General features: G+C 66.9%; 20 protein-coding genes. 11 read left to right on the forward strand and 9 right to left on the reverse strand.

The window, feature by feature from the left end; genetic code table 11:
- Window positions 1–143: 143 nt before the first annotated feature.
- Genes F6X38_RS06950 through F6X38_RS06975 form a run of 6 tightly spaced genes read right to left on the reverse strand, consistent with a single transcriptional unit; the run spans window position 144 to window position 6,178 of the window.
- Window positions 144–1,040, reverse strand: a complete 897-nt coding sequence (locus F6X38_RS06950; RefSeq protein WP_150968889.1) for an SMP-30/gluconolactonase/LRE family protein — start codon at window positions 1,038–1,040, stop codon at window positions 144–146.
- Window positions 1,037–1,696, reverse strand: a complete 660-nt coding sequence (locus F6X38_RS06955; protein ID WP_150968890.1) for a 2-dehydro-3-deoxy-6-phosphogalactonate aldolase — start codon at window positions 1,694–1,696, stop codon at window positions 1,037–1,039. Before F6X38_RS06955 ends, F6X38_RS06950 begins: the two co-directional genes overlap by 4 nt.
- Window positions 1,693–2,613, reverse strand: a complete 921-nt coding sequence (locus F6X38_RS06960) for a 2-dehydro-3-deoxygalactonokinase (protein ID WP_150968891.1) — start codon at window positions 2,611–2,613, stop codon at window positions 1,693–1,695. The genes F6X38_RS06955 and F6X38_RS06960 overlap by 4 nt, the downstream gene beginning before the upstream one ends.
- 10 nt (window positions 2,614–2,623) lie before the next feature.
- On the reverse strand, window positions 2,624–4,429 hold the full coding sequence (locus F6X38_RS06965; RefSeq protein ID WP_161992646.1) for an IlvD/Edd family dehydratase: 1,806 nt from the start codon (window positions 4,427–4,429) through the stop codon (window positions 2,624–2,626).
- Window positions 4,430–4,469: 40 nt separating this feature from the next.
- Window positions 4,470–5,393, reverse strand: a complete 924-nt coding sequence (locus F6X38_RS06970) for a Gfo/Idh/MocA family protein (protein ID WP_150968892.1) — start codon at window positions 5,391–5,393, stop codon at window positions 4,470–4,472.
- Window positions 5,390–6,178 (reverse strand): FadR/GntR family transcriptional regulator, encoded by a 789-nt coding sequence (locus tag F6X38_RS06975; protein WP_246191228.1) that lies wholly within the window; start codon window positions 6,176–6,178, stop codon window positions 5,390–5,392. The genes F6X38_RS06970 and F6X38_RS06975 overlap by 4 nt, the downstream gene beginning before the upstream one ends.
- Window positions 6,179–6,708: 530 nt before the next feature.
- Between F6X38_RS06975 and chvE the strand changes: the two genes are divergently transcribed.
- The 3 genes from chvE (at window position 6,709) to mmsB (ending at window position 10,644) form a co-directional block, all read left to right on the forward strand.
- Window positions 6,709–7,776, forward strand: a complete 1,068-nt coding sequence (gene chvE / locus F6X38_RS06980) for a multiple monosaccharide ABC transporter substrate-binding protein (RefSeq protein ID WP_150968893.1) — start codon at window positions 6,709–6,711, stop codon at window positions 7,774–7,776.
- 103 nt (window positions 7,777–7,879) lie between these two features.
- Window positions 7,880–9,415 carry a multiple monosaccharide ABC transporter ATP-binding protein gene (gene mmsA, locus F6X38_RS06985; protein ID WP_161992647.1) on the forward strand — a complete coding sequence of 512 codons (1,536 nt, stop codon included), beginning with the start codon at window positions 7,880–7,882 and terminating at the stop codon, window positions 9,413–9,415.
- Window positions 9,412–10,644: a multiple monosaccharide ABC transporter permease gene (mmsB, locus tag F6X38_RS06990; protein ID WP_150968894.1), complete on the forward strand. Its 1,233-nt coding sequence runs from the start codon at window positions 9,412–9,414 to the stop codon at window positions 10,642–10,644. Before mmsA ends, mmsB begins: the two co-directional genes overlap by 4 nt.
- Window positions 10,645–10,700: 56 nt before the next feature.
- On the opposite strand, the gene F6X38_RS06995 is transcribed toward mmsB, so the two are convergent.
- A complete protein-coding gene (locus F6X38_RS06995; RefSeq protein ID WP_150968895.1) occupies window positions 10,701–11,465 on the reverse strand; it encodes a phosphatase PAP2 family protein in 765 nt (254 codons plus the stop codon).
- Window positions 11,466–11,563: 98 nt separating this feature from the next.
- Here F6X38_RS06995 and pncA point away from each other — a divergent pair, with 98 nt between their 5' ends.
- The 6 genes from pncA (at window position 11,564) to F6X38_RS07025 (ending at window position 17,760) form a co-directional block, all read left to right on the forward strand.
- Window positions 11,564–12,184, forward strand: coding sequence for a bifunctional nicotinamidase/pyrazinamidase (gene pncA, locus F6X38_RS07000; RefSeq protein ID WP_150968896.1), 621 nt, complete (start codon window positions 11,564–11,566; stop codon window positions 12,182–12,184).
- A gap of 199 nt (window positions 12,185–12,383) precedes the next feature.
- Window positions 12,384–13,625: an ABC transporter substrate-binding protein gene (locus F6X38_RS07005; protein ID WP_150969137.1), complete on the forward strand. Its 1,242-nt coding sequence runs from the start codon at window positions 12,384–12,386 to the stop codon at window positions 13,623–13,625.
- A 25-nt stretch (window positions 13,626–13,650) separates the two neighbouring features.
- Entirely contained in the window at window positions 13,651–14,646 is a 996-nt protein-coding gene (locus F6X38_RS07010) for a carbohydrate ABC transporter permease (protein WP_150968897.1), read from the forward strand.
- A 4-nt stretch (window positions 14,647–14,650) separates the two neighbouring features.
- Window positions 14,651–15,475, forward strand: coding sequence for a carbohydrate ABC transporter permease (locus F6X38_RS07015; protein ID WP_150968898.1), 825 nt, complete (start codon window positions 14,651–14,653; stop codon window positions 15,473–15,475).
- A gap of 12 nt (window positions 15,476–15,487) precedes the next feature.
- Window positions 15,488–16,588 carry an ABC transporter ATP-binding protein gene (locus F6X38_RS07020; protein WP_150968899.1) on the forward strand — a complete coding sequence of 367 codons (1,101 nt, stop codon included), beginning with the start codon at window positions 15,488–15,490 and terminating at the stop codon, window positions 16,586–16,588.
- A 95-nt stretch (window positions 16,589–16,683) separates the two neighbouring features.
- On the forward strand, window positions 16,684–17,760 hold the full coding sequence (locus tag F6X38_RS07025; protein WP_150968900.1) for a sensor histidine kinase: 1,077 nt from the start codon (window positions 16,684–16,686) through the stop codon (window positions 17,758–17,760).
- 34 nt (window positions 17,761–17,794) lie between these two features.
- On the opposite strand, the gene F6X38_RS07030 is transcribed toward F6X38_RS07025, so the two are convergent.
- Both F6X38_RS07030 and F6X38_RS07035 read right to left on the reverse strand, forming a co-directional pair.
- Entirely contained in the window at window positions 17,795–19,441 is a 1,647-nt protein-coding gene (locus F6X38_RS07030; protein WP_150968901.1) for an alpha-amylase family protein, read from the reverse strand.
- A gap of 65 nt (window positions 19,442–19,506) precedes the next feature.
- Entirely contained in the window at window positions 19,507–20,082 is a 576-nt protein-coding gene (locus F6X38_RS07035) for a Pycsar system effector family protein (protein WP_150968902.1), read from the reverse strand.
- A gap of 136 nt (window positions 20,083–20,218) precedes the next feature.
- On the opposite strand from F6X38_RS07035, the gene F6X38_RS07040 reads away from it, so the two are divergent.
- The gene (locus F6X38_RS07040) at window positions 20,219–21,517 is read left to right on the forward strand and encodes an HlyD family secretion protein (RefSeq protein WP_150968903.1); all 1,299 of its coding nucleotides are present in this window, start codon (window positions 20,219–20,221) and stop codon (window positions 21,515–21,517) included.
- 1 nt (window position 21,518) lies between these two features.
- A complete protein-coding gene (locus F6X38_RS07045) occupies window positions 21,519–23,132 on the forward strand; it encodes a DHA2 family efflux MFS transporter permease subunit (RefSeq protein ID WP_150968904.1) in 1,614 nt (537 codons plus the stop codon).
- Window positions 23,133–23,150: the final 18 nt, after the last annotated feature.

The raw sequence follows: 23,150 nt of genomic DNA on the forward strand, positions 1-23,150 counted from the left end.
TTGCGCGGCGATGCGGGAGAGGCGTCGAGAACTCGTTTGCAACCATTTGGCCGCTAAGGGATTCTTCGGGTATCAGGTTTTTCATGGCCTGATACTCCAGTCGAACTCAGGGCGGCCTCGTGCCGCCCATTTTTTCGACCTTTTCAGAGAAGGACGCGCGGGTCGGCGCGTCCGCGCATGGGGAAGTCGAGCAGGAAAATCTTGCCTGCCTCCGGATCGGCGGCCCGGCTTTCCGCATCGAGCCCCTGATGGGCGGTCGTCACCAGCATGCGATCGAGCTTCGCGCCGACGAAGGCCGGGCAGCTCGACTGCCGCGCCGGCACCGGCACTTCCCGCACCACCGTTCCGTCCGGCGCGAGGGCCGTGACGCGCGCGCCGCCCCAGCGGGCGACCCAGATCAGCCCGTCGGCATCGACCACCGCGCCGTCGAGATGGGCTTCCGCGTCGTCTGCCGGCACCTCGAAGATCACGGACGGCTGTTCGGTCGGCAGGCCGGTGGCGGGATCGAGCGCGACGCGCATCAGCTTGCCCGACACGGTGCCGGTGAAGTAGCCCGTCCGCCCGTCCGGCGCGAAGCAGATGGCGTTCGGGATGTTGGCGTTCGGGTAGAGCTGACGCACCTCGCCGCCGCGGAACCAGTAGATCGCGCCGGCGCCGCGCTCGCCGTTCAGCCCCATCGTCCCAATCCAGAGCGCGCCGGAGGGATGCGTGCGGCCGTCGTTGGATCGCGTGGCGGCGTTGTCCGCTTCGAGCGGATTGACGAGGGTCAACTCGCCGCTCGCGACGTCGCGAAGGAAAAGGCCCTTGTCGGCCGCGACGAGCTGGCGGCCGTCGTCGACGAAGGAAAGCTGGCTCGCCATGAAGGGCAAGGCGTGCCGGCGCGTTTCGCCGGTCGCGAAGCGGTGCTCGAACAGGGTCTTTCCTAGGATGTCGGACCACCAGGCCGTATCGCTGGCTTGATCGTAGGTCGGCCCCTCGCCGAGCTGGCACGGCTCGTCGTGGAGGATCGTCGTAGCGACCTGCACTGCCTCGTCCGTCATGCGCTGTGAACTCCGCCGAAGACGCGGTCGTAGGTCTCGACCGCAAGCCGGCCGTGCGCCGCGACATCGGCCGCGCTCATGCCGGGCTTGTAGAGGCTGGAGCCGAGCCCGAAGGCCGTGACGCCGACCCTGCCGAAAGCGTCGAAGTCGGCTTCCGAGACGCCGCCGACGACGCCGATCACGGTCGTCTTCGGCAGCACCGCTCGCACCGCCGAAACGCCGACGGGCCCGAGCGTCACCGCCGGAAAGAACTTCAGCGCGGACGCGCCGGCTGCCAGCGCCTGAAAGGCTTCGGTCGGCGTGAAGCAGCCGGGCATCGTCACCATGCCACGCTCGCCGGCCCGGCGCAGCACCGCCGGATCGACATTCGGGCTGACGAGCAGCCGGCCTCCCGCGGCGTCGAGCCCGTCTACCGCCTCCGGCGACAGCACCGTGCCGCCGCCGATCAGCACGTTATCCGGCGCCAGCTTCGCAGCGATCTCGATGGAGCGGAACGGCTCCGGCGAGTTCAACGGAATCTCGATCGCCTCGAAGCCGACCTCGATCAGACCGCCGACGACCCCCTCGGCTTCCTCCGGCTTCAATCCCCGCAGGATCGCGACGAGCGAGCGCTTGAGGGAAGGCCAAGGGACGGTCGGTTCGAAGGACGGGATCATGTGGGCATTCCGAAACATTGGTGGGCGGCCGCGAGCAGGCCTTCGCGGACGGCGGTGTCGGCATCCGCCGTTTCCACCGTGAAGCCGCCGGCTGCGAGCGCGACGGCATAGAGGTCGGCGAGCGGGCCGGATGCGGCGAGGATCACCGACCGGCTTTCCGGCAGCGCGGCGCGTGCGCCGGCGATCTCGGACCCGATCAGGTATCCCGACAGGCGCGCCGCCGCTTCCTCGCTCGCCGCCGTGCCGAGGAGACCGCCCGCGCGAAGCGAGAAGAGGCGGTTCAGCAACGCTTCCGGCTGCCGGGCCGACGCCTCGACCGCTTCGGTGAAGGCGTCGCGGTGCGCGAGGGCATCGTGGTTCTCGCCGACCGTATGCCGGAGGATCGACTGGCCGGCGAGGAGCGCAAAGATCTCGCCGGTCATGAAGGTCGAGAAGGCCTCGATCCTGCCATCCGCCACCGAGACCCATTTCGAATGGGTGCCGGGCAGGCAGATCAGTCCGTCGCGGCCGAGGCCCATGACCTGCGTTTCCTCGCCCCGCATCACGTCGGGACGAGCCGCGTCGCGCTGGGCGACGCCGGGGAGGATGCGCACGTCGCGCGCGAGGCCGGGCACCGGCGTCGCCTTGCCGGCGATCTCGGCCAGCGCCGCCGGCGCGTCGGCATAGGGCACCTCGACCCAGCCCTGTCGCGCCCCGGCCATGCCGCAGACGATGACGGGCAGGTCGACTGGCGCGCCGAGGCTCGCCAGATGCGTTTCCAGCACCGCCGAGAAGCCGCCGGCCGCGACGGCCGACTGCATGCCCTCGCGCGAGCGCTTCTCGCCGAGCACCGTTCCGTCCCCGGCCAGAAGCCAGAGACGGAAGCTCGACGTTCCCCAGTCCGCCGCCGCGCAGAACGGCGCTCCCCCGTTGCTCATCGGCTGCGGCTCAGTGGTTGTCGCGCGGCAGGCCCTTGGTCTGGGCGATGCGCTGGTAGGCGATGGCCGGCTCCAGCACCGCACCAGTGGCGAGTTCGCCGACCACGGAGCGCTGGATCTCCTGCCACGGCGTCTGGTTGGCGGGGTACTTGTAGCCACCGGAAGCCTTCAGGGCCTCGCGCCGCCCGGTCAGCTCCTCGTCCGAGATGAGGATGTCGGCCGAGCCCTTGCGGAGGTCGATCCGTACGCGGTCGCCGGTCCGGAGCAGCGCGAGGCCGCCGCCGGTCGCCGCTTCCGGCGAGGCGTTCAGGATCGACGGCGAGCCGGACGTGCCGGACTGCCGCCCGTCGCCGATGCAGGCGAGCGAGGTGATGCCGCGCTTGATGAGGTAGTCGGGCGCCCGCATGTTCACGACCTCCGCCGCGCCGGGGTAGCCGACCGGCCCGGCGCCGCGCATGAAGAGCACGGTGTTCTCGTCGATCTCGAGCGACGGATCGTCGATTCGGTGGTGGTAGTCCTCCGGCCCGTCGAACACGACCGCGCGGCCCTCGAAAGCGTCCGGGTCGTCCGCGTTCGAGAGATAGCGCTCGCGGAACTCGTCCGAGATGACGGAGAGCTTCATGATCGCCGAATCGAACAGGTTGCCGCGCAGGACGCGGAAGCCGGCATGCTTCTTCAGCGGCGCGTCGAAGGTGCGGATGACCTTGTCGTCTTCGATCTTCGCGTCGCGGCAGTTCTCGCCGAGCGTCTTGCCGTTCACGGTCATCGCGTCCTCGGCGATGAGCCCTTGTGTCATCAGCTGCGCGACGACGGCCGGCACACCGCCGGCATGGTAGTAGTCCTCGCCGAGATATTCGCCGGCCGGCTGCAGGTTGACGAGCAGCGGGATCTCCTCGCCGAACTCCTGCCAGTCGTCGATGGAGAGTTCGACGCCGACATGCCGGGCGAGGGCGTTGAGGTGGATCGGCGCGTTGGTGGAGCCGCCGATGGCGGAGTTGACGCGGATCGCGTTGAGGAAGGCGTCGCGCGTGAGGATGTCGGAGGGCTTCAGGTCCTCGTGCACCATCTCAACGATTCGCTTGCCAGTGTAATATGAGATCTCCTGCCGGTCGCGGTAGGGCGCAGGAATCGCCGCGGAACCCGGCAGCTGCATGCCGAGCGCTTCGGCGAGCGAGTTCATCGTCGTCGCGGTGCCCATCGTGTTGCAGTAGCCGGTGGAGGGCGCCGAGGACGACACGAGCTTGATGAAGCCCTTGTGGTCGATCTCGCCGGCCGCCAGAAGCTCGCGCGCCTTCCAGACGATGGTGCCGGAGCCCGTGCGCGCGCCGCGGAACCAGCCGTTCAGCATCGGGCCAACGGACAGCGCGATCGCCGGGATGTTAACGGTGGCCGCTGCCATCAGGCAGGCGGGCGTGGTCTTGTCGCAGCCGATGGTCAGCACGACGCCGTCGAGCGGATAGCCGTAGAGCACCTCGACCAGCGCGAGATAGGCAAGGTTGCGGTCGAGGCCCGCGGTCGGGCGCTTGCCGGTCTCCTGGATCGGGTGGACAGGGAATTCCAGCGGAATGCCGCCGGCCTCGCGAATGCCGTCGCGGACGCGCGACGCGAGTTCCAAGTGATGCCGGTTGCAGGGCGACAGGTCGGAGCCGGTCTGCGCGATGCCGATGATCGGCATGCCGGACTGCATCTCCTCGAGGCTGAGGCCGAAGTTCAGGTAGCGCTCGAGATAGAGCGCGGTCATGTCGATGTTGTCCGGGTTGTCGAACCAAGCGCGCGAGCGCAGCTTCGCCGGACCGTTCTCGTTCGATTTCAACATCTTCCGTCTGCTTCTTCTTGTTCGTTGTCGGGTTGGAGCGTCAGTCGAACGCTTCCACGGTGTTGCGGCGGCCGAGCATGAAGGCGTCGGCGACGAGGGTCAGCGGCGCGAGGTCGACATCGGACCGGTTCGACGCTGCGAGTTCCGTGAAGTGCGCGTAGATGCCGGGATACTCGCGGTCGCGGCCTTCGAGGACGGTTTTCCCGTCAACGCGCAGCAACGCTCCTCCGTTCGACAGGGTCAGCCGGCCCTTGTCGGCGACGACCTCGATATCCCAGCTCTGCGGTCCGGTCTGACGCCAGTCGAACTCGGCTTCCACCGGCACGCCCGTCACGTCGGCGAAGCGCAGGCTCGCCGCGATCGGCGTTGCGCGGTTGGCCGGGAACGACAGTTCGCCTTTCGTCAGGTGGATCGGCCGCGGCAGGATCGCCGTCACGATGGACAGGGCGTTGATGCCCGGATCGAAGACGCCGAGGCCGCCCGGCTCCCAGATCCAGTCCTGGCCGGGGTGCCAATGGCGCACGTCCTCCTTCCAGTTGACCGTCACCCGCTCGATCCGCGCATCGGCCAGCCATTCGCGCGCCGGGCGGACGCCATCGGCGAAGCGCGAATGCCAGGTGGCGAAAAGCGTGCGGTTCGCCTGCTTCGCCTTGGCGACCAGCGGCTCCAGTTCGGCAAGCGTCGCCGCCGGCGGCTTCTCCAGAATCACGTGCTTGCCGGCCTCGAAGGCCTCGAGCGCGAAAGCCTGCCGGGCGGTCGGCGGAGTGCAGAGCGATACGGCGTCGATCTCCGGCACGTCACGCAGCATCTCGCCAAAGTCCTTGAAGCTGCGGACGCCATCCAGCGAGGCGTGCCGGCTGCAGGTGGCGACGAGTTCGAGACCGTCGTGGCCGGCTATCGCGGGAACGTGCTGATCGCGGGCGATCTTGCCGATGCCGACGAGGGCGATGCGGATGGGACTCATGCCGTTGTGTCTGCGCTTTCGAGTTTCATGTGGTGGCGGGAAGGCGGAGCATCGGCTGCTTCGACGCTCGGGTCGGGCGGGAACAGGCAGGCGACGACGTCGCCGCAGGCGCTCTCGATCAGCTGGCGCATGAACAGGGCCGCTGCGTCGCCGTCGCCGCGCTGGATGGCTTCCAGCACGCGCGCGTGCTGGTTCACCGTCTCGGCCTGCGGGTTCTGCCGCCAGCTGAGCGAGAAGGAAATGGCGAGACTGCGTTCGATCACCGTGCCGAGCGAGCGCAGGATCGGGTTGCCCGTCGCCTCCAGGATGATGCGGTGGAAGTCGAGGTCGGCTGCGACGAGTTCCGCCGAGCCGCGCGGATGCATCGTCATGCGTTCGAGCGCTTCGGCGAGCTCGTCGAGCTTCTCGGGCGATATGCGCGCGGCGGCGAAGCGCGCCGCTTCCGGCTCGTTGATGAGGCGCATCTCGTAGAGCGCCTCGACGAAATCCCGCCGGACGCCGGCCGTGAGGTGCCAGCGCAGCACGTCGCCGTCCAGCATGTTCCACTCGATGTTCGGCCGCACGCGGGTGCCGACCTTCGGGCCGACCGCGATCAGCCCCTTCGCGGAAAGGTGCCGCATCGCTTCCCGGACCACGGTTCGCGAAACGCCGTAGCTGGCCTGGATGTCGCCTTCGGTGGGCAGCACGGCGCCGACGGGCCATTCGCCGGACGTGATGCGGCGGCCGAACTCGACCGCGAGCGCCATCGTCCGGTTCTTCGCCTCTCCCATGCTGGCCGCAGTCATGGCCCGTACCACCGGATCTGAGCAGGCGCCGTTCGCCCGCGATGGATGCGCACGGCTCGGGGCCGCCTGCCGCCATCGCGTCAGGACGAAGGCGGCAAATCATACGATGAAACGCCGCTTCGTTCTCGCAGCCTGAAATGCCGAAATCAAGCCCGCACAGGCATGCCGGAGGGAAGATGGAGCCGCGTCGCGGACGGCGAATCGCCGCGAGCATAACAAGCGGAGCGTATAGCGGAGATTTTACGCGCGAGAAGTTCTCGCAAGGGGCGAGCCGCCTGCCATTAACCCTCGAAACGACAGGCGAAATTATGATACGATGATAGCTCGCTGAGCCGCTTGACAGTCGCTTCAAACGAAATCAAGAGTCCGGCCCGCGATCGGCTTGCTCGCGGCGTGGCGATGGTGGTTCGAACCGCCGTCCCGGCCGGTGACGGGACGCAGTTTGCGAGGTCCTTCGGACCACTGGGTTGGACATTCGACAGGCCCGAACCGGCTTCGTCGCGTTGGCAGCGTGCCACAAGGGGAGAGTTATGAAGTCATTGAAGATGTTGCTGGCCGGCGCCGCGCTCGGCCTGGCGCTCGCCACGCCTGCCGCCTTCGCGCAGGAGAAGGGCACCGTCGGCGTGCTGATGCCGACGAAGGCCTCCGCCCGCTGGATCGCCGACGGCGACAACATGAAGAAGCAACTCGAGGAGAAGGGTTACAAGGCCGAGCTGCAGTACGCCGAGGACGATATCCCGACCCAGCTCTCGCAGCTCGAGAACATGGTCGCGTCCGGCGCGAAGTACCTCGTGATCGCCTCGATCGACGGCACGACCATGACCGACGTGCTGCAGCAGGCGCACGACAAGGGCATCAAGGTCATCGCCTACGACCGCCTGATCCGCAACACGCCGAACGTCGACTACTACACGACCTTCGACAACCAGCAGGTCGGCGTTCTCCAGGCGACCTCGCTCGTCGACAAGCTCGGCCTGAAAGACGGCAAGGGCCCGTTCAACATCGAGCTCTTCGGCGGTTCGCCGGACGACAACAACGCCTTCTTCTTCTACAACGGCGCGATGACCGTGCTGCAGCCCTACATCGACCAGAAGAAGCTCGTGGTGCAGTCGGGCGAGATGGGCATGGACAAGGTCGGCACGCTCCGCTGGGATCCGGCGGTGGCGCAGTCCCGCATGGAGAACCTGCTGTCGTCCTACTACGGCGACAAGAACGTCGACGCGGTGCTCTCGCCCTATGACGGCCTGTCGATCGGCATCATCTCGGCGCTGACGGCGAACGGCTACGGCTCGGGCGACAAGCCGATGCCGGTCGTGTCCGGCCAGGACGCCGAGGTGCCCTCGGTCAAGTCGATCGAGAACGGCCAGCAGTACTCGACGATCTTCAAGGACACCCGTGACCTCGCCAAGGTGACCGTCGGCATGATCGACGCGCTCGGCACCGGCAAGGAACCGGAGGTCAACGACACGAAGACCTACGAGAACGGCGTCAAGGTCGTGCCGGCCTATCTGCTGAAGCCGCTCCTCGTCACCAAGGACAACGTGCAGGCCGCTCTGGTCGACACCGGTTACTACAAGGCCGACCAGATCAAGCCCTGATCGGCTTGGCTCTGAAGGGCTGACCGCCCTTTTCCATCGATCCGCAGGCCGGCGTCTCGCGACGCCGGCCTGCATCCGTAACCGAGCGCCGGGGACAAGCGCGATGGCAGCAATTCTGGAGATGCGCAGCATCACCAAGACGTTTCCGGGCGTCCGCGCGCTCGACGACGTCAACCTCACCGTCGAGGCCGGCGAGATCCACGCGATCTGCGGCGAGAACGGGGCCGGCAAGTCGACCCTGATGAAGGTCCTGTCCGGCGTCTATCCGCACGGCACCTACGAGGGCGACATCGTCTACGACGGCGAGGTGCGCTCGTTCCGCGACATCCGCGACTCGGAGCATATCGGCATCATCATCATCCACCAGGAGCTGGCGCTGGTGCCGCTCCTGTCGATCGCGGAGAACATCTTTCTCGGCAACGAGGTATCGCGCGGCGGCGTCATCAACTGGGACGAGGCCTTCAGCCGGACGTCGGAACTGCTCAAGCGGGTCGGCCTGTCCGAAGCGCCGACCACGCTGATCAAGGACATCGGCGTCGGCAAGCAGCAGCTCGTCGAGATCGCCAAGGCGCTGTCGAAGAAGGTGCGCCTCCTGATCCTGGACGAGCCGACCGCCTCCCTCAACGAACGCGACAGCCAGGCGCTGCTCGACCTACTGCTGGAGTTCAAGGCGCAGGGCCTGACCTCGATCATGATCAGCCACAAGCTGAACGAGATCGCCCGCGTCGCCGACTCGATCACCGTCATCCGCGACGGCTCGACCGTGTCGACGCTCGACTGCAAGGACGGCGTCAGCGAGGACCGGATCATCCGCGACATGGTCGGGCGTCAGCTCGACGACCGCTACCCGCCGCGCCATCCGAACATCGGCGACGTCCTGTTCGAGGTGAAGGGCTGGAACGCCTTCCACCACCTGAACACCCAGCGCCAGATCGTCAAGGACGTGTCGTTCAACGTCCGCAAGGGCGAAGTCGTCGGCATTGCGGGCCTGATGGGGGCGGGACGCACCGAACTGGCGATGAGCCTCTTCGGCAAGGCCTACGGCCGGCACATCTCCGGCGAGGCGCGGATGCACGGCAAGCCGGTCGACATCTCGTCGATCCCGAAGGCGATCGGAGCCGGCATCGCCTACGTGACGGAAGACCGCAAGCAGTACGGCCTCCTGCTGGAAGACGACATCCGCCAGAACGTCTCGCTCGCCAACTTGGCCGGCATCGCGAAGAGCGGCGTGATCGACGCCGACCGCGAGCGCAGCGTCGCCGAGGACTACCGGACGAATCTGCGCATCCGCTCGTCCAACATCTTTCACAAGACGCTGAACCTCTCGGGCGGCAACCAGCAGAAGGTCGTCCTGTCGAAGTGGCTGTTCTCGAACCCGGATCTGCTGATCCTCGACGAGCCGACGCGCGGCATCGACGTCGGCGCGAAGTTCGAGATCTATTCCATCATCGAGCGCCTGGCCTCGGAGGGGAAGGGCATCCTGATGATCTCGTCGGAGATGCCGGAGCTTCTCGGCATGTGCGATCGGATATACGTGATGAACGAGGGCCGGTTCGTGGCTGAGATGCCGCGCGGGGAGGCGACGCAGGAAAGCATCATGCGTGCCATTATCCGGTCGGCAGGAAGGAACGCTGCATGAGCATCAAGACCATCGACGCGCCCGCCGCGTCCGAATCGGCGGCGAACGCCAGCCTCGATTACTTCAAGCGGCACCTGCGCGAATACGGCATGCTGGTGGCGCTGCTCGCCATCATCGTGTTCTTCGCGATCTATTCGCAGGTCACCGGGCGGCCGACCTTCGTGTCGCCGTCGAACCTGACGAACCTGTTCCTGCAGAACAGCTACGTGATCGTCATGGCGATCGGCATGCTGCTGATCATCATCACCGGCCACATCGACCTTTCGGTCGGTTCCCTCGTCGGTTTCATCGGTGCGGTGGGGGCGGTGCAGATCGTGCTGTACGGCGTGCCGGTGCCGATCGCCTGCATCGTGTGCCTTCTCGTCGGGGCGCTGATCGGCGCGATCCAAGGGTACTTCGTCGCCTTCCTGCGGATCCCGTCCTTCATCGTGACGCTGGCCGGCATGCTGGTCTTCCGCGGCCTGACCTTCATGACGCTCGGCTCGTCGTCCTCGATCTCGCCGATCCCGGCATCGCTCCGCGCGCTTTCCACCGGCACGCTTCCCGATTTCCTGCCGGTTCTCAGCCCGACCTTCGCCAATTCCACCACCCTCGTGCTGGCGATGGTGCTCGCGGTAGGCTTCGCCGTCTTCGCCTTCTCGCGGCGCGCGGCGAAGAGCCGGGTCCGCCCGGTGGACGAGCCGTACTCCTTCTTCGTCGGTCGCGTCGTCCTCGTGATGGCGGCGGTGCTCTACATCGGCTACCTTCTTGCCAGCAATCGCGGCCTGCCGAACGTCCTGATCCTGATGGCCGTCCTGATCGCGGTCTACGCCTTCGTGACGACGCGCACGACGATCGGCCGGCGCGTCTACGCCGTCGGCGGCAACGAAAAGGCGGCGAAGCTTTCGGGCGTCAAGACCGAGCGCATCGTCTTCCTCGCCTTCGTCAACATGGGCGTTCTGGCGGCGATCGCCGGCCTCGTCTTCTTCGCCCGCGTCGGCAGCGCGACCGCGAAGAACGGCACGGGCCTCGAACTCGACGTCATCGCGGCCTGCTTCATCGGCGGCGCCTCGGCCTATGGCGGCGTCGGCAAGGTGACGGGCGCGGTGATCGGCGCCTTCATCATGGGCGCGCTGAACATGGGCATGCAGAGCGCCATGCAGCTCTCGATCGACTACCAGCAGCTCGTGAAGGGCCTCGTGCTCCTCGCCGCGGTCTGCTTCGACGTCTACAACCGCAACAAGGCCTGACGCCTCTCGCATCGGGTATGTTCGGAACCCGTCCGCCGCGAGGCGGGCGGGTTCTTTCATTTCGCGGTCTCGGCGCTTGGCGCCGCACTTTCCTCGGGCTCCACGACGCCGCGGTTCTCCAGCCAGCGGGCCAGCAGCCACCAGCCGAGCGCCCAGGCGATGCCGACCGACCAGCCCGCGATGACGTCGCTCGGCCAGTGAACGCCGAGATAGACGCGGCTGATGCCGACGCAGAAGGTGAGCAGGGCCGCGACGGACAGGATATAGACCTTCATCGTCCGCCCTTTCTGGACGCGTGCCAGCAGCGCGCCGAGCGTCAGGAAAGTGATCGCCGCCGCCATCGAATGGCCGCTCGGAAAGCTGGTCGAATAGACGATCGAGCCGTGCGGAACGAGGTCGGGCCGAGGCCGGTCGAAACCGTATTTCAACAGCGGCGACAGGATGCGCCCGCTCATCGTCGCGGCGAGGACGAGGAAGAGCGAACGGCGCTTGCCGTCGATCCACAGGAAGCCCGCGACGAACAACACGAGCAAGGTCAGGACGACGGTGCCGCCGAGAGCGGTGAAGTCCCGCATCATCTCCTCGATCCAGCCGGGACCGAGGGGGTCGGACGGGTCGGCGGGGTTGCGCAGGGACAGAAGGAGGCGAGTGTCCAGCGCCAGCGTCTCGCCCTCCATTACCTCCTCGGCGAGCAGGATGAACAGCCCGGCAGCGGCGGCGATGCAGAAGGCGCCGATGAGCGTCGGTGTCTCGACGAAGCGCGACGTCCACCCGACGACGTGGCGCGGACGCAGCCGTCTGATATGTCGGATGTCCGCCATGCCGTTTCCCGCTTTCTTGCGTCGCCGCCTTGCGATCTAGTGCGCGCCGACCCGGAATGCTCGCGTCGAGACGTGGACATGTGAAACGAGGCAGTGGCATGAGCGACGAGATCCGACCGAACGACGCCCTGATCGTCGTCGACGTCCAGAACGACTTCTGCCCGGGCGGCGCGCTGGCGGTGGCGGACGGCGACGCCGTTGTGCCGCTCGTCAACCGGCTGATGCCGCGCTTCCCGATCGTCGTCCTCACGCAGGACTGGCACCCGGCCGGGCACGCCTCCTTCGCCTCGGCGCACGGCCGCGCGCCGTTCGAGACGATCGACCTCGACTACGGCCGGCAGATCCTGTGGCCGGACCATTGCGTACAGGGCAGCCGGGGCGCCGAGTTCCACCCGGCGCTTGAAGCTTCTCGCGCGCAGATGATCGTGCGGAAGGGCTTCCATGCCGGTGTCGACAGTTATTCCGGCTTCGTGGAGGCGGATCGGCGGACCGCGACCGGTCTCGCCGGCTACCTGCGCGACCGCGGGGCGGGGCGCGTCTTCGTCTGCGGCCTCGCCACCGATTTCTGCGTCGCCTGGACGGCGCTCGACGCCCGTGCCGCCGGCTTCCCGGTCGTCCTCGTCGAAGACGCCTGCCGGGCGATCGACCTCGACGGCTCGCTCGACCGCGCCTTCGCCGACATGGCTGCGGCGGGCGTCGAGCGGGTGCCCGCGATATGAGACGACGCATGCCCGCTTGACTGGCATCGATAATGCCACATGATCGCTAGCGGGAGAAACGAGCGGACGGCGCACGGCACAAGCGAGAGACTCGCCCCGGATCGGGGATGTCCTAGCTGGCCAGTCGTTCCGGCACGCGAGATCGAGCGTGCGTCGATGGGAGGATTGAGGCGTGATCCTGCGCAAGCTTGCGGCATTCATGTTGATCGGCATCTCGGCCGCCGCGACGGCTCCGGCCGTCCATGCCGACGAGGTGGCGGTCGCTTCCGGCTCCGTCGGCACCGACATCGCCGAGTTGCAGGCAGCCGGCGAGCGGTTCAAGGCGAAGACCGGCCACACGTTGATGGTCGTGACGCTGCCGGCCTCGACCACCGACCAGTTCGGCCAGTACCGGCTCTGGCTCGCGGCCGGCAACGCCGACATCGACGTCTACCGGACCGACGTGATCTGGGCGCCGCAACTCGCGGAGTATTTCGTCGACCTGAAGCCGCTGATGGGCGACCTCGTTTCCAAGCACATTCCGGCGGTGATCGAGAGCCAGACGGTCGACGGCAAGCTCGTCGCGATGCCGACCTGGGCCGACGCCTCGGCGCTCTACTACCGCAAGGACCTCCTCGACAAATACGGCAAGCAGCCGCCGAAGACCTGGGACGAGCTGACGTCGACGGCGAAGGAAATCCAGGAGAAGGAGCGCGCGGGCGGCGCGAGCGACCTCTGGGGCTTCGTATTCCAGGGCGCACCCTACGAGGGCCTCACTTGCGACGCGCTGGAATGGGTCGCGTCCTTCGGCGGCGGCAAGATCGTCGAGCCGGACGGCACGATCTCGATCAACAATCCGAAGACGGCCGCCGCGCTCGAAATGGCGAAGGGCTGGATCGGGACGGTCTCGCCGCCCGGCTCGCTCTCCTACAAGGAGGAGGATGCGCGCGGCGTCTGGCAGACCGGCAAGGCCGTCTTCATGCGCAACTGGCCCTACGCCTATTCGCTCGGCAACGGCGGTGACAGCGCCATCAAGGGCAAATTCGACGTGGCGCCGCTGCCCGGCGCTGAGGGCGGCGCATCCGTTTCCACGCTCGGCGGCTGGAACGTCGCGCTGTCGAAATATTCCAAGCATCAGGACGCGGCGGTCGAGTTCATCAAGTTCTGGACCTCCGACGAGGAACAGAAGTACCGCGCGATCCAGAACACCCGCCTGCCGACGATTCCGGCGCTCTACGACGACGCCGAGATCAAGGAGAAGCAGCCGCTGATCGCTCGCTGGAAGGACGTGTTCGCGGCCGCCGTGCCGCGCCCGTCGGCGCCGACCAAGGCCAAATACAACGAAGTCTCCAGCGAGTTCTGGACGGCGGTCAACAACACGCTCGCCGGCAACGGCACGGCGGACTCGAACCTGAAGCGGCTCGAGGCCCGGCTGAAGCGGCTGAAGGGACGGGCCTGGTAAGGCGGCACGGCGCGGGGAGGCGGCGATGGCCCTGACCACGGCGGAGACCGGCAACCCGCGCGGCGCGGCGGTAAACGTCGCGCACTCGGCCCGATCGGAACTGCGGTCGCAGCGCATCCGCTCGGCCTGGCTGTTCCTCGCGCCCATGCTTCTGGTGCTGGCCGCAGCCGCCGGCTGGCCGCTGCTCCGGACGATCTGGTTCTCCTTCACCGACGCGCGCCTGTCCTCGCTCGGCGACGCAGCCTTCGTCGGCTTCACCAACTATCTCGACTACGAGGACTACGGCGACGGCACGGGCGAGTATTTCGGCCTCCTCGCCGAGCCGGCCTGGTGGCAGGCGGTCTGGAACACGGTCTACTTCACCGTCATCTCGGTCGCGCTGGAGACCGTGTTCGGCCTCGTCGTGGCGCTGGTGCTGAACGCGAACTTCGTCGGGCGCGGCATCGTGCGCGCCGCGGTCCTCATCCCCTGGGCGATCCCGACGGTCGTCTCGGCCAAGATGTGGGCCTGGATGATGCACGACCAGTTCGGCATCCTGAACGACATGCTGATGCGGATCGGCGTGATCTCCGCGCCGATCGCCTGGACCGCCAATCCGGACACCGCCATGTGGGCGGTGATCATCGTCGACGTCTGGAAGACGACGCCGTTCATGGCGCTGCTGATCCTCGCCGGCCTGCAGATGGTGCCGGGCGACATCTACGAAGCGGCGAAGATCGACGGCGTGAACCCGGTGAAGGTGTTCTGGCGGGTGACGCTGCCGCTGATCCGCCCGGCGCTGATGGTGGCGATCATCTTCCGGGCGCTGGATTCGCTCCGCGTCTTCGACCTCATCTACGTGCTGACGCCGGCGAACGACCAGACGAAGACGATGTCGGTCTACGCGCAGGAGAACCTCTTCCAGTTCGACCAGTTCGCCTACGGCTCCGCCGCTTCGACGCTGCTGTTCCTGGTGATCGCCTTCATCACGATCGCCTACATCAAGCTCGGGCGGCTAAATCTCGGCTCGGAAGGGCGGTGAGGCGATGAAGGCGCTGAAGACCGCGGGCTTCTACCTGCTCGTCGCGGTGATCGTCATCCAGGCGGTGTTTCCGTTCTATTACGCCGTGATGACGTCGTTCAAATCCGGCACGGCGCTCTTCGCCATCGACTACGTGCCGAAGGTCCTGTCGCTGGCGAACTACGAGGCAGTACTCGGCAGCGGCACCTTCCCGCGCAACTTCGCCAACTCGGTGCTGGTGGCCTTCGTCGTGGTGGCGCTGTCGCTGCTGCTCGGCCTCACCGCCGCCTTCGCGCTGTCGCGCATCTCGTTCCGGGGGCGGGGTCTTCTGCTGCTGACGGTGCTGTCGGTGTCGATGTTCCCGCAGATCGCTGTGCTCGCGGGCCTGTTCGAGATCATCCGCCTGTTCGGCATCTACAACACGCCGCTCGCGCTGATCTTCTCGTATATGATCTTCACGCTGCCCTTCACGGTCTGGGTGCTGACCACCTTCATGCGCGACCTGCCGATCGAGATCGAAGAGGCGGCGATCGTCGACGGCGCCTCGCCTTGGACGATCATCATGAAGGTGTTCCTGCCGCTGATGTGGCCGGCGCTGGTGACGACCGGCCTCCTCGCCTTCATCGCCGCCTGGAACGAGTTCCTGTTCGCGCTAACCTTCGTGTCCGGCGACGACCAGCGCACCGTGCCGGTGGCGATCGCGCTCCTGTCCGGCGCGACCTCGTTCGAGATTCCGTGGGGGCTCATCATGGCGGCATCGATCATCGTCACCGTGCCGCTGATCGCGCTCGTCCTGATCTTCCAGCGCAAGATCATTTCCGGACTCACCGCCGGCGGCGTGAAAGGGTAGGAGTCTAAACCGATGGCCGATCTGAAGCTCACCGACGTTCGCAAGACCTTCGGCGCGGTCGACGTCATCAAGGGCGTCGACCTCGACATTCGGGCAGGCGAATTCATCGTCTTCGTCGGCCCGTCCGGTTGCGGGAAGTCGACGCTGCTCCGCCTCATCGCCGGGCTGGAGGAGATCACCGGTGGCACCTTCACCATCGACGGGCAGGTCGTGAACGGACTGCCGCCGGCCAAGCGCGGCATCGCGATGGTGTTCCAGAGCTACGCGCTCTACCCGCACATGACGGTCTACGAGAACATGGCCTTCGGCATGAAGCTGGCGAAGGCGGGCAAGGACGACGTCGACCGGCGCGTCCGGCGCGCGGCGGAGATGCTGCAACTCACGCAGTATCTCGACCGCCTGCCGAAGCAGCTTTCCGGCGGCCAGCGCCAGCGCGTCGCCATCGGCCGGGCGATCACCCGCGATCCGAAGGTGTTCCTGTTCGACGAGCCGCTGTCGAATCTCGACGCGGCGCTGCGCGTCGCGACGCGGATCGAGATCGCCAGGCTGCACGAGTCGATGCCGACCACGACGATGATCTACGTGACGCACGATCAGGTGGAGGCGATGACGCTCGCCGACCGCATCGTCGTCCTGAACGGCGGGCGGGTGGAGCAGGTCGGCACGCCGATGGAACTCTACCACCATCCGGACAACCTCTTCGTCGCGGGCTTCATCGGTTCGCCGGCGATGAACGTCGTGGAGGCGCGCGTCGGCGATGGGGGAAGCATCGAACTCGGCGGCGGGGCGAAGGTCGCCGCGAGCGTGGACGTTCCCGCGAACGCCCGGGGGCAGGGGGTGAAGCTCGGCGTGCGGCCCGAGGACCTCGAAATCTCGTCAGGCGGCCAGGCGCTTTTCGCCGGCAAGGTCGATCTCGTGGAGAAGCTCGGCGAAGTGACGCTGATCTACGTCGATATCGGCGCGGCGGAGCCGATCGTCGCCAAGCTCGAAGGCGAGAGCGCGGTCCGGCGCGGCGAGGACGTGAGGTTGTCGGCGTCGCCCGATGCGCTGCATGTCTTCGGGGCCGATGGCCGGGCCTTCCGGCGCTCGCGCGCCGGAGCGATGGTCGCCTGAAGCGAGCATCCTTTCCCCGATGTAACCTTCGCGCGCTTGGCGGCTCCCCGGCCGTTCGGTAGACAGGGCGCGGGGGGTGATTCGGGGGTTTCACCATGCTCACGAGTGAAGTGTTCGGGCTGATCATGGATCACGACCCGAACCTCGTCTTCATCAAGGATGCAAACAGCATCGTCCTTTACGCCAATCGGGCGTGCCTCGAATGCTATCCGCCGGAGCGGCGGGCTTCGATCGTCGGATCGACGGGGCTGGAAGATTTCCCGCGAGAGGAGGCCGCGCTTCGCCTTGCCGAGGATCGCCGCGCGTTCGCCCTCGGAGAGAGCGAGGCGACGACTACTGGTGTGGATTATCTCGGTCGTTGCCGGGTACTTCTCACTCGCAAGCGGGCGTTCATGACCGCGGACGGCGAGCAGCGCCTGCTCGGCATCTCGACGGACATCACGGAACTGTCGGAACGCGAAGCCTCGCTGGTTCGGATCAACGACCAGCTCTCGCGCTTCACCGCCTTCGCCGCGCACGATCTGCGCTCGCCGCTGGCCAGCATCGTCAGCGCCCTGAACGTCATCCGGCACGACCGGCAGACGAAGCTGGGGCCGAACGCTTCGGACTATATCGAGCTCGCCACCGCCAGCGCGATGAGCATGGCGCAGCAGGTGACGGCGCTGCTTTCAGTCTCGCGCGCCGAACACCGGCAGGACGTGCGCATGGTGGAGACCGACCTGAACGTCCTCGTCGAGGAGGCGCGCTCTAATCTCTCGGCGCTGATCGCGCAGACCGAGAGCTATATCCTCGCTTCGCGCCTGCCGACGCTGAGGGTGGAGCCCGACCTGTTCCGGCAGCTTATCCAGAACCTCATCGAGAACGGCATCCGGCACCGTGCCGACCGCGCGCCGCAGATCGCCATCCGCTACGAACAGGCGGGTTCGGAACACATGCTGTCGGTCGAGGACAACGGCACGGGCGTCGCGGCACAGGATGCGGAGCGGCTGTTCCAGCCCTTCGAGCAGGGGAGCCGCACGAAGGGTGGTTCCGGCCTCGGCCTGTCGCTCTGCCGCCGCGTCGTTTCCCTGCACGGCGGCTCGCTCGCCGTCGATCCGACCTATGTCGGCGGCTGCCGCGTGGTCGTGCGGCTGCCGGAAGCCCTCGGCACTGTGAGCATGGCGGCCGCGTGACGCCCCGGCGTTCCGGCGAAGGCTTGCGGCCCGCTCAGTTCGCCGCGGTTGCTTCCGCCTCCTCCAGCCGCAGCCATTCGAAGCCGTAGGCGGCGAGGCGCAGATCGCAGCGGCCGTCCGCGTCGCAACGCAGTTCCGCATCCTGATGCAAGAGGCTACGCCCGGCATAGCCTTCGCCGACCGCCGGCCCGAGATCGATGGTCAGCGGCCGGTCGGCGAGGTTGTGCAGCGTCAGCACCGCGCCGCCGCGCCACTGCGACTTCAGCGCGATGACCGACGGCTCACCCGTGTCGACGACCTCGGCGGGCGACCAGCCGATCTCGCGGCAGGCGCGGCGGAGGCGGATCAGGCGCTGGATCGTCGCGAACAGCGAGGTCGGGTCCTTGCGCTGCGCTTCCGCGTTGACGAAGCGGTGCGAAAACGGCCCGTCCGGGATCGGCGGGCGTACCCACGTCTTCGGGTCGGCCGCCGAGAAACCGCCGTTGCCGCGCGGATGCCACTGCATCGGCACGCGCACCGGATCGCGCTCGGACAGGGCCATGTTGTCGCCCATGCCGAGCTCGTCGCCGTACCAGATCACCGGCGTTCCGGGCAGCGACAGCATCAGGCTGAAGGCCATCGCGACCCGCCGCTCGTCGCCGCCGAGCATCGGCGCGAGCCGGCGGCGGATACCGCGATCATAGAGCTGCATCGACTTGTCCGCGCCGAAGGCGTCGAACACTTCCTGCTTTTCCGCCGGCTCCAGCCGGCCGAGGTCGATCTCGTCGTGATTGCGCAGGAACGTGCCCCATTGGCCGACGAGCGGCAGGTCGGGCAACTCCTTCAGGAACGCCGTCACCGGCTCGGCTTCGCCCCGCGCCAGCGCCAGGAACAGCTTCTGGTTCAGGGGGAAGTTGAAGATGACGTGCAGCCGGTCGCCGGAGCCGAAATACTCGCCCGCCATATCCATCGTGATGTTGGCCTCGGCGAGCAGCATCGCCTCGGACTCCCGCCAGGACAGGAATTCCTGCAACTCGGAAAGATAGGCGTAGGGGTCGGTGCCCTGGATCTTGTCGAGGTCTTCGAGGATGAACGGCGCCGCGTCGATGCGGAAGCCCGACGCGCCGAGCTGCAGCCAGAAGCCCATGATGCGCTGGATCTCCTCGCGCACCGCCGGATTGGCGATGTTGAGGTCCGGCTGGTGATCGTAGAAGCGGTGGAAGTAGTATTCGCCGCGCTTGCGGTCGTAGGTCCAGGTCGTCTTCTGGACGCCTGGAAACACGACGCCCTTGTCGGCATCGGCCGGCTTCTCCTTCGACCAGACGTACCAGTCGCCGTATTTGCCCTCCGGGTCGGAGCGGCTCGCCTGGAACCAGGGATGGTCGATCGAGGAATGGTTGACCACGAGGTCGACGATCACGCGCAGGCCGCGGTCCTTGGCGGCCTGCATGAAGTCCACGAACTCGCCGAGCGTCCCGTAGCGCGGGTCGACGCCGTAGTAGTCGGCGATGTCGTAGCCGTTGTCGCGGTTCGGGGAGGGATAGAAGGGCAGCAGCCAGATGCAGGTCGCGCCGAGCGCCTCGATATATTCGAGATGGTCGGCGAGCCCGCGCAGGTCGCCGACGCCGTCGCCGTCCGAGTCGAAGAAGGAGTCGACGTCGAGGCAGTAGATGACCGCGTTCTTGTACCAGAGATCGATCATCCCGCCCGTTCCTCACGCCCCGACGTGACGCAAGGTAGGGCGGTGCCCGGCGATCTCTAACGGCTTCAGCCCGGCAGGATCAGGAGGCCGAGATAGGCGATCACCATGACGAGGAGCGAGCGGAAGGCGAGAATGACGAGCCGGTACTTGGCCTTGCAGATCGCCGCCAGCGTCTCCGTGTTCCGCATCAGGTCCTTGAGAACGAAGTCCGGATTGTTCTCCGCCCGTGCCGCCAGCAGCCGATCCCCGGCGCTCGGCCACGCACCCCAGTAGAGGACGCTGACGCCCGGCCGCGCCCGCGGCAGCACCACACAGATCGCCGCACCCAACGCGACGACGATCGAGGCGAGCAGCAGCAGCGTGACGGCGAGCGATACGGGATCGTCGGCCATGAGCTTCTGCATGCTGAGCGCCTTGCGCGTCTCGGTGGACCACACCATCAGCGCCAGTACGAAGGTGAAGATGTAGGCTGCCTTCTGGTCCGCCACGCGGATCTGGTCCACGAAATTGCGGTTGGCATCCATGAGATGCCGCTGGAAGGGACAATCGGTCGGAGGCGCTCCCGCCGGAAGGGCGATGGGGGCGATCGGGGCGGACGAGACCTCGTCGGACCACCGCTTCTGCGCGACTTCCTTCAGCATCTCTCGGGCTCTTGCCGTTCAGGGTGCCGGATCGACCGGGCGAAGCGCCTCTTTTTGCAGGGCAAAAGAAGCCTATCTTCTGCGTCACCTCTAGCATCAGACGGCATGGTCGAACAGGCCTGCCCCGGAGTTTTGCATGCCTGACGATCAGCGGGCGCCGACCATCGACGCCGAAGAAGGGCAGCGGCATGACGCGCCCGCCGGCCGTTCGCTCGACGACTGGCAGAAGGATGCCGAGCGGAAGGCGAAACGGGGCGGTCAGGAGGACGAGCAGGCGCCGAAGCGTTCCGAAGGGTCAGCCGAGAACGAGAGCGACGACGCTGCGGACGAGGGCGGCGACGAGCAGCCGGCGCCGAAGAAGCCGTCGCTGATCCGTCGCCACCCGCTCTGGATCCTCTTCGGCCTTATCGGCGTCGCCGTCGTCGCCGTGCTCGGCTACTTCACCTGGCTGATCTTCTTCTACCCGTACGAGTCGACGGACGATGCCTTCGTCGATGCGCGTCAGTTCTCCGTCGCGGCGAAGGTGTCGGGCTATGTCGGCGAGGTGCCGGTGACCGACAACCAGCACGTGAACCCGGGCGACGTGATCCTCAGCATTGACCCGCGCGATTACCAGATCGCGCTCGACCAGGCGAAGGGGCAACTCGAATCCGCCAAGGCCTTCGTGCAGTCGGCCGACGCGCAGATCGCCTCCAGCAACGCCGCTGTCGATCAATCGAAGGCGCGGATCGCTTCGGCCCAGGCAGCCCTCCAATTCGCGCAGGACGAGGCGAGCCGGCAGCAGAAGCTCGCGCAGACCGGCACGGGTACCGTGCAGAACGCGCAGCAGGCGGTTTCGAATCTCCAGCAGTCCCAGGCGAGCTTCCAGGAAGCGCAGGCAGGCCTGACCTCCTCGGTCAAGAGCGTCGCCTCGGCGCAGGCGCAGAAGGCGAGCGCCATCGCCAGCCTGCATCAGGCCGAAGCCTCGGTCGAGCAAGCCGAGCAAAACCTCGGCTATACGACGATCAAGGCCGAACAGGCCGGCCGCGTCGTCCGCCTTACCGGTTCGAAGGGCCAGTATCTGGATGCCGGCCAGAGCGTCTCGATGTTCGTGCCGGACGAGATCTGGGTGACTGCGAATTTCAAGGAAACGCAGATTACCGACATGCGGCCCGGCCAGCCGGTGGACGTTTCCATCGACGCCTATCCGGACCATCCGTTGCAGGGTCGCATCGATTCCGTGCAGCCCGGCTCCGGCACCGCCTTCTCGCTGCTGCCGGCGGAGAACGCGACGGGCAACTACGTGAAGGTGGTGCAGCGCGTGCCGGTGAAGATCGTCGTCGACAAGTGGCCGACCGATGTCTCGATCGGCCCCGGCATGTCGGTGGTGCCGAGCGCGACCGTGCGCCAGCCGCCGGCCTATATCCGGCCCTATGCCGACCGGCTGAGGAACTGACGTGGCGGCAGCGGGCGCGGCGTCGGGCGGCGGTTCGTCCGGCGTCGCGAAGGGCATCAACCCGTGGGCGATCGCGCTCGTCGTGTCGCTTGCGACCTTCATGGAGGTGCTCGACACCACCATCGCCAACGTCGCGCTCCGCTACATCTCCGGCGGGCTCGGGGTCAGTTCCGACGAGGCGTCATGGGTCGTCACGACGTATCTCGTGTCGAACGCGATCGTGCTGGTCGCATCCAGCTTCATCGCGAAACGCTACGGGCGCCGGCGCTTCTACCTGCTTTGCCTCGCGACCTTCACCGCCGCGTCCGTGCTGTGCGGCCTCGCCTGGAACCTCGACTCGCTGCTCGTCTTCCGGGTCATCCAGGGTTTCGCGGGCGGTGGCATGGTGCCGATCTCGCAATCGATCCTGGCGGACTCCTTCCCGCCGCAGAAGCGCGGGCAGGCCTTCGCGCTGTTCGGCGTCGCCGTGGTCGTCGCCCCGGTGGTCGGGCCGACGCTCGGCGGCTTCCTCTCCGACAACTACTCCTGGCACTGGTGCTTCCTGATCAACGGGCCGGTCGGCGTCCTCGCCTTCACGCTCGTCTGGTTCATGGTGCAGGAGCCGGAGTCGCTTCGAAAGGAGCGGGCGAAGATGCGCAAGACCGGCGTGCGCTTCGACATCGTCGGCTTCGCGCTCGTCGCCACCTTCCTCGGCGCGCTGGAAGTGGTGCTGGATCGCGGTCAGACCGACGACTGGTTCAACTCGAACTTCATCATCGTCATGGCGCTCGTCAGCGGGTTGGCGCTGGCGCTGTCGATCCCGTGGCTGCTGACGCACAAGAACCCGGCGGTCGATGCGCGGCTTCTCGGTAGCCGGCAGTTCGGCTCGTGCTTCATCGTGATGGGCGCGACGGGCGCGATCCTCTACGCGACGACGCAGTTCCTGCCGGAACTGCTACAGCAGTACTACGGCTACACGGCCACCTGGGCGGGTCTGGCGCTGTCGCCCGGCGGCGTCGTCACGATGATGATGATGTTTCTGATCGGCCAGGTCTCAGGTAAGATCCAGCCGAAGTACCTGATCGCTGTCGGCGCCGCGATCATCGCCGGTGCGATGTGGGACCTGACGCGGCTCTACGGCGACTCGAACTTCTGGTTCTTCGCGCTGTCGCGCATCTATCTCGGTTTCGGCCTGCCGCTGATCTTCATTCCGATCACCTCGGCCTCCTATGCGGGGCTCAAACCGAACCAGACGGATCAAGCCTCGGCGCTGATCAACGCGGCGCGCAACACCGGCGGGTCGATCGGTGTCTCCATCGCCGCCAACACGCTGGCGCACCGGGAACAATGGCATCAGAGCCGTCTCGTCGAAAGCGTCGTGCCGTCGGAGCCGGCCTATCACCAGTCGATGTCGACGCTGACGCAGTTCTTTTCCGAACGCGGCGCGACCGCCGTCGAGGCGCAGAACCAGGCGACGGCGTGGATCGGCCAGCAGGTCGAAACGCAGGCCGGCTACCTCGCCTATATCGACGTGTTCTTCACCCTGATGCTCCTGTCGCTCGCGGCGATCCCGCTGGCGCTGATCCTACGCAACATCAAGCTCGGTGGGGGCGGCGGCGGGGCGGGAGGGCATTGATAAGATCAACGATTTTCC

This window comes from Plantimonas leprariae (genome assembly GCF_008802405.1).
Classification (GTDB): Bacteria; Pseudomonadota; Alphaproteobacteria; order Rhizobiales; family Rhizobiaceae; genus Plantimonas; species Plantimonas leprariae.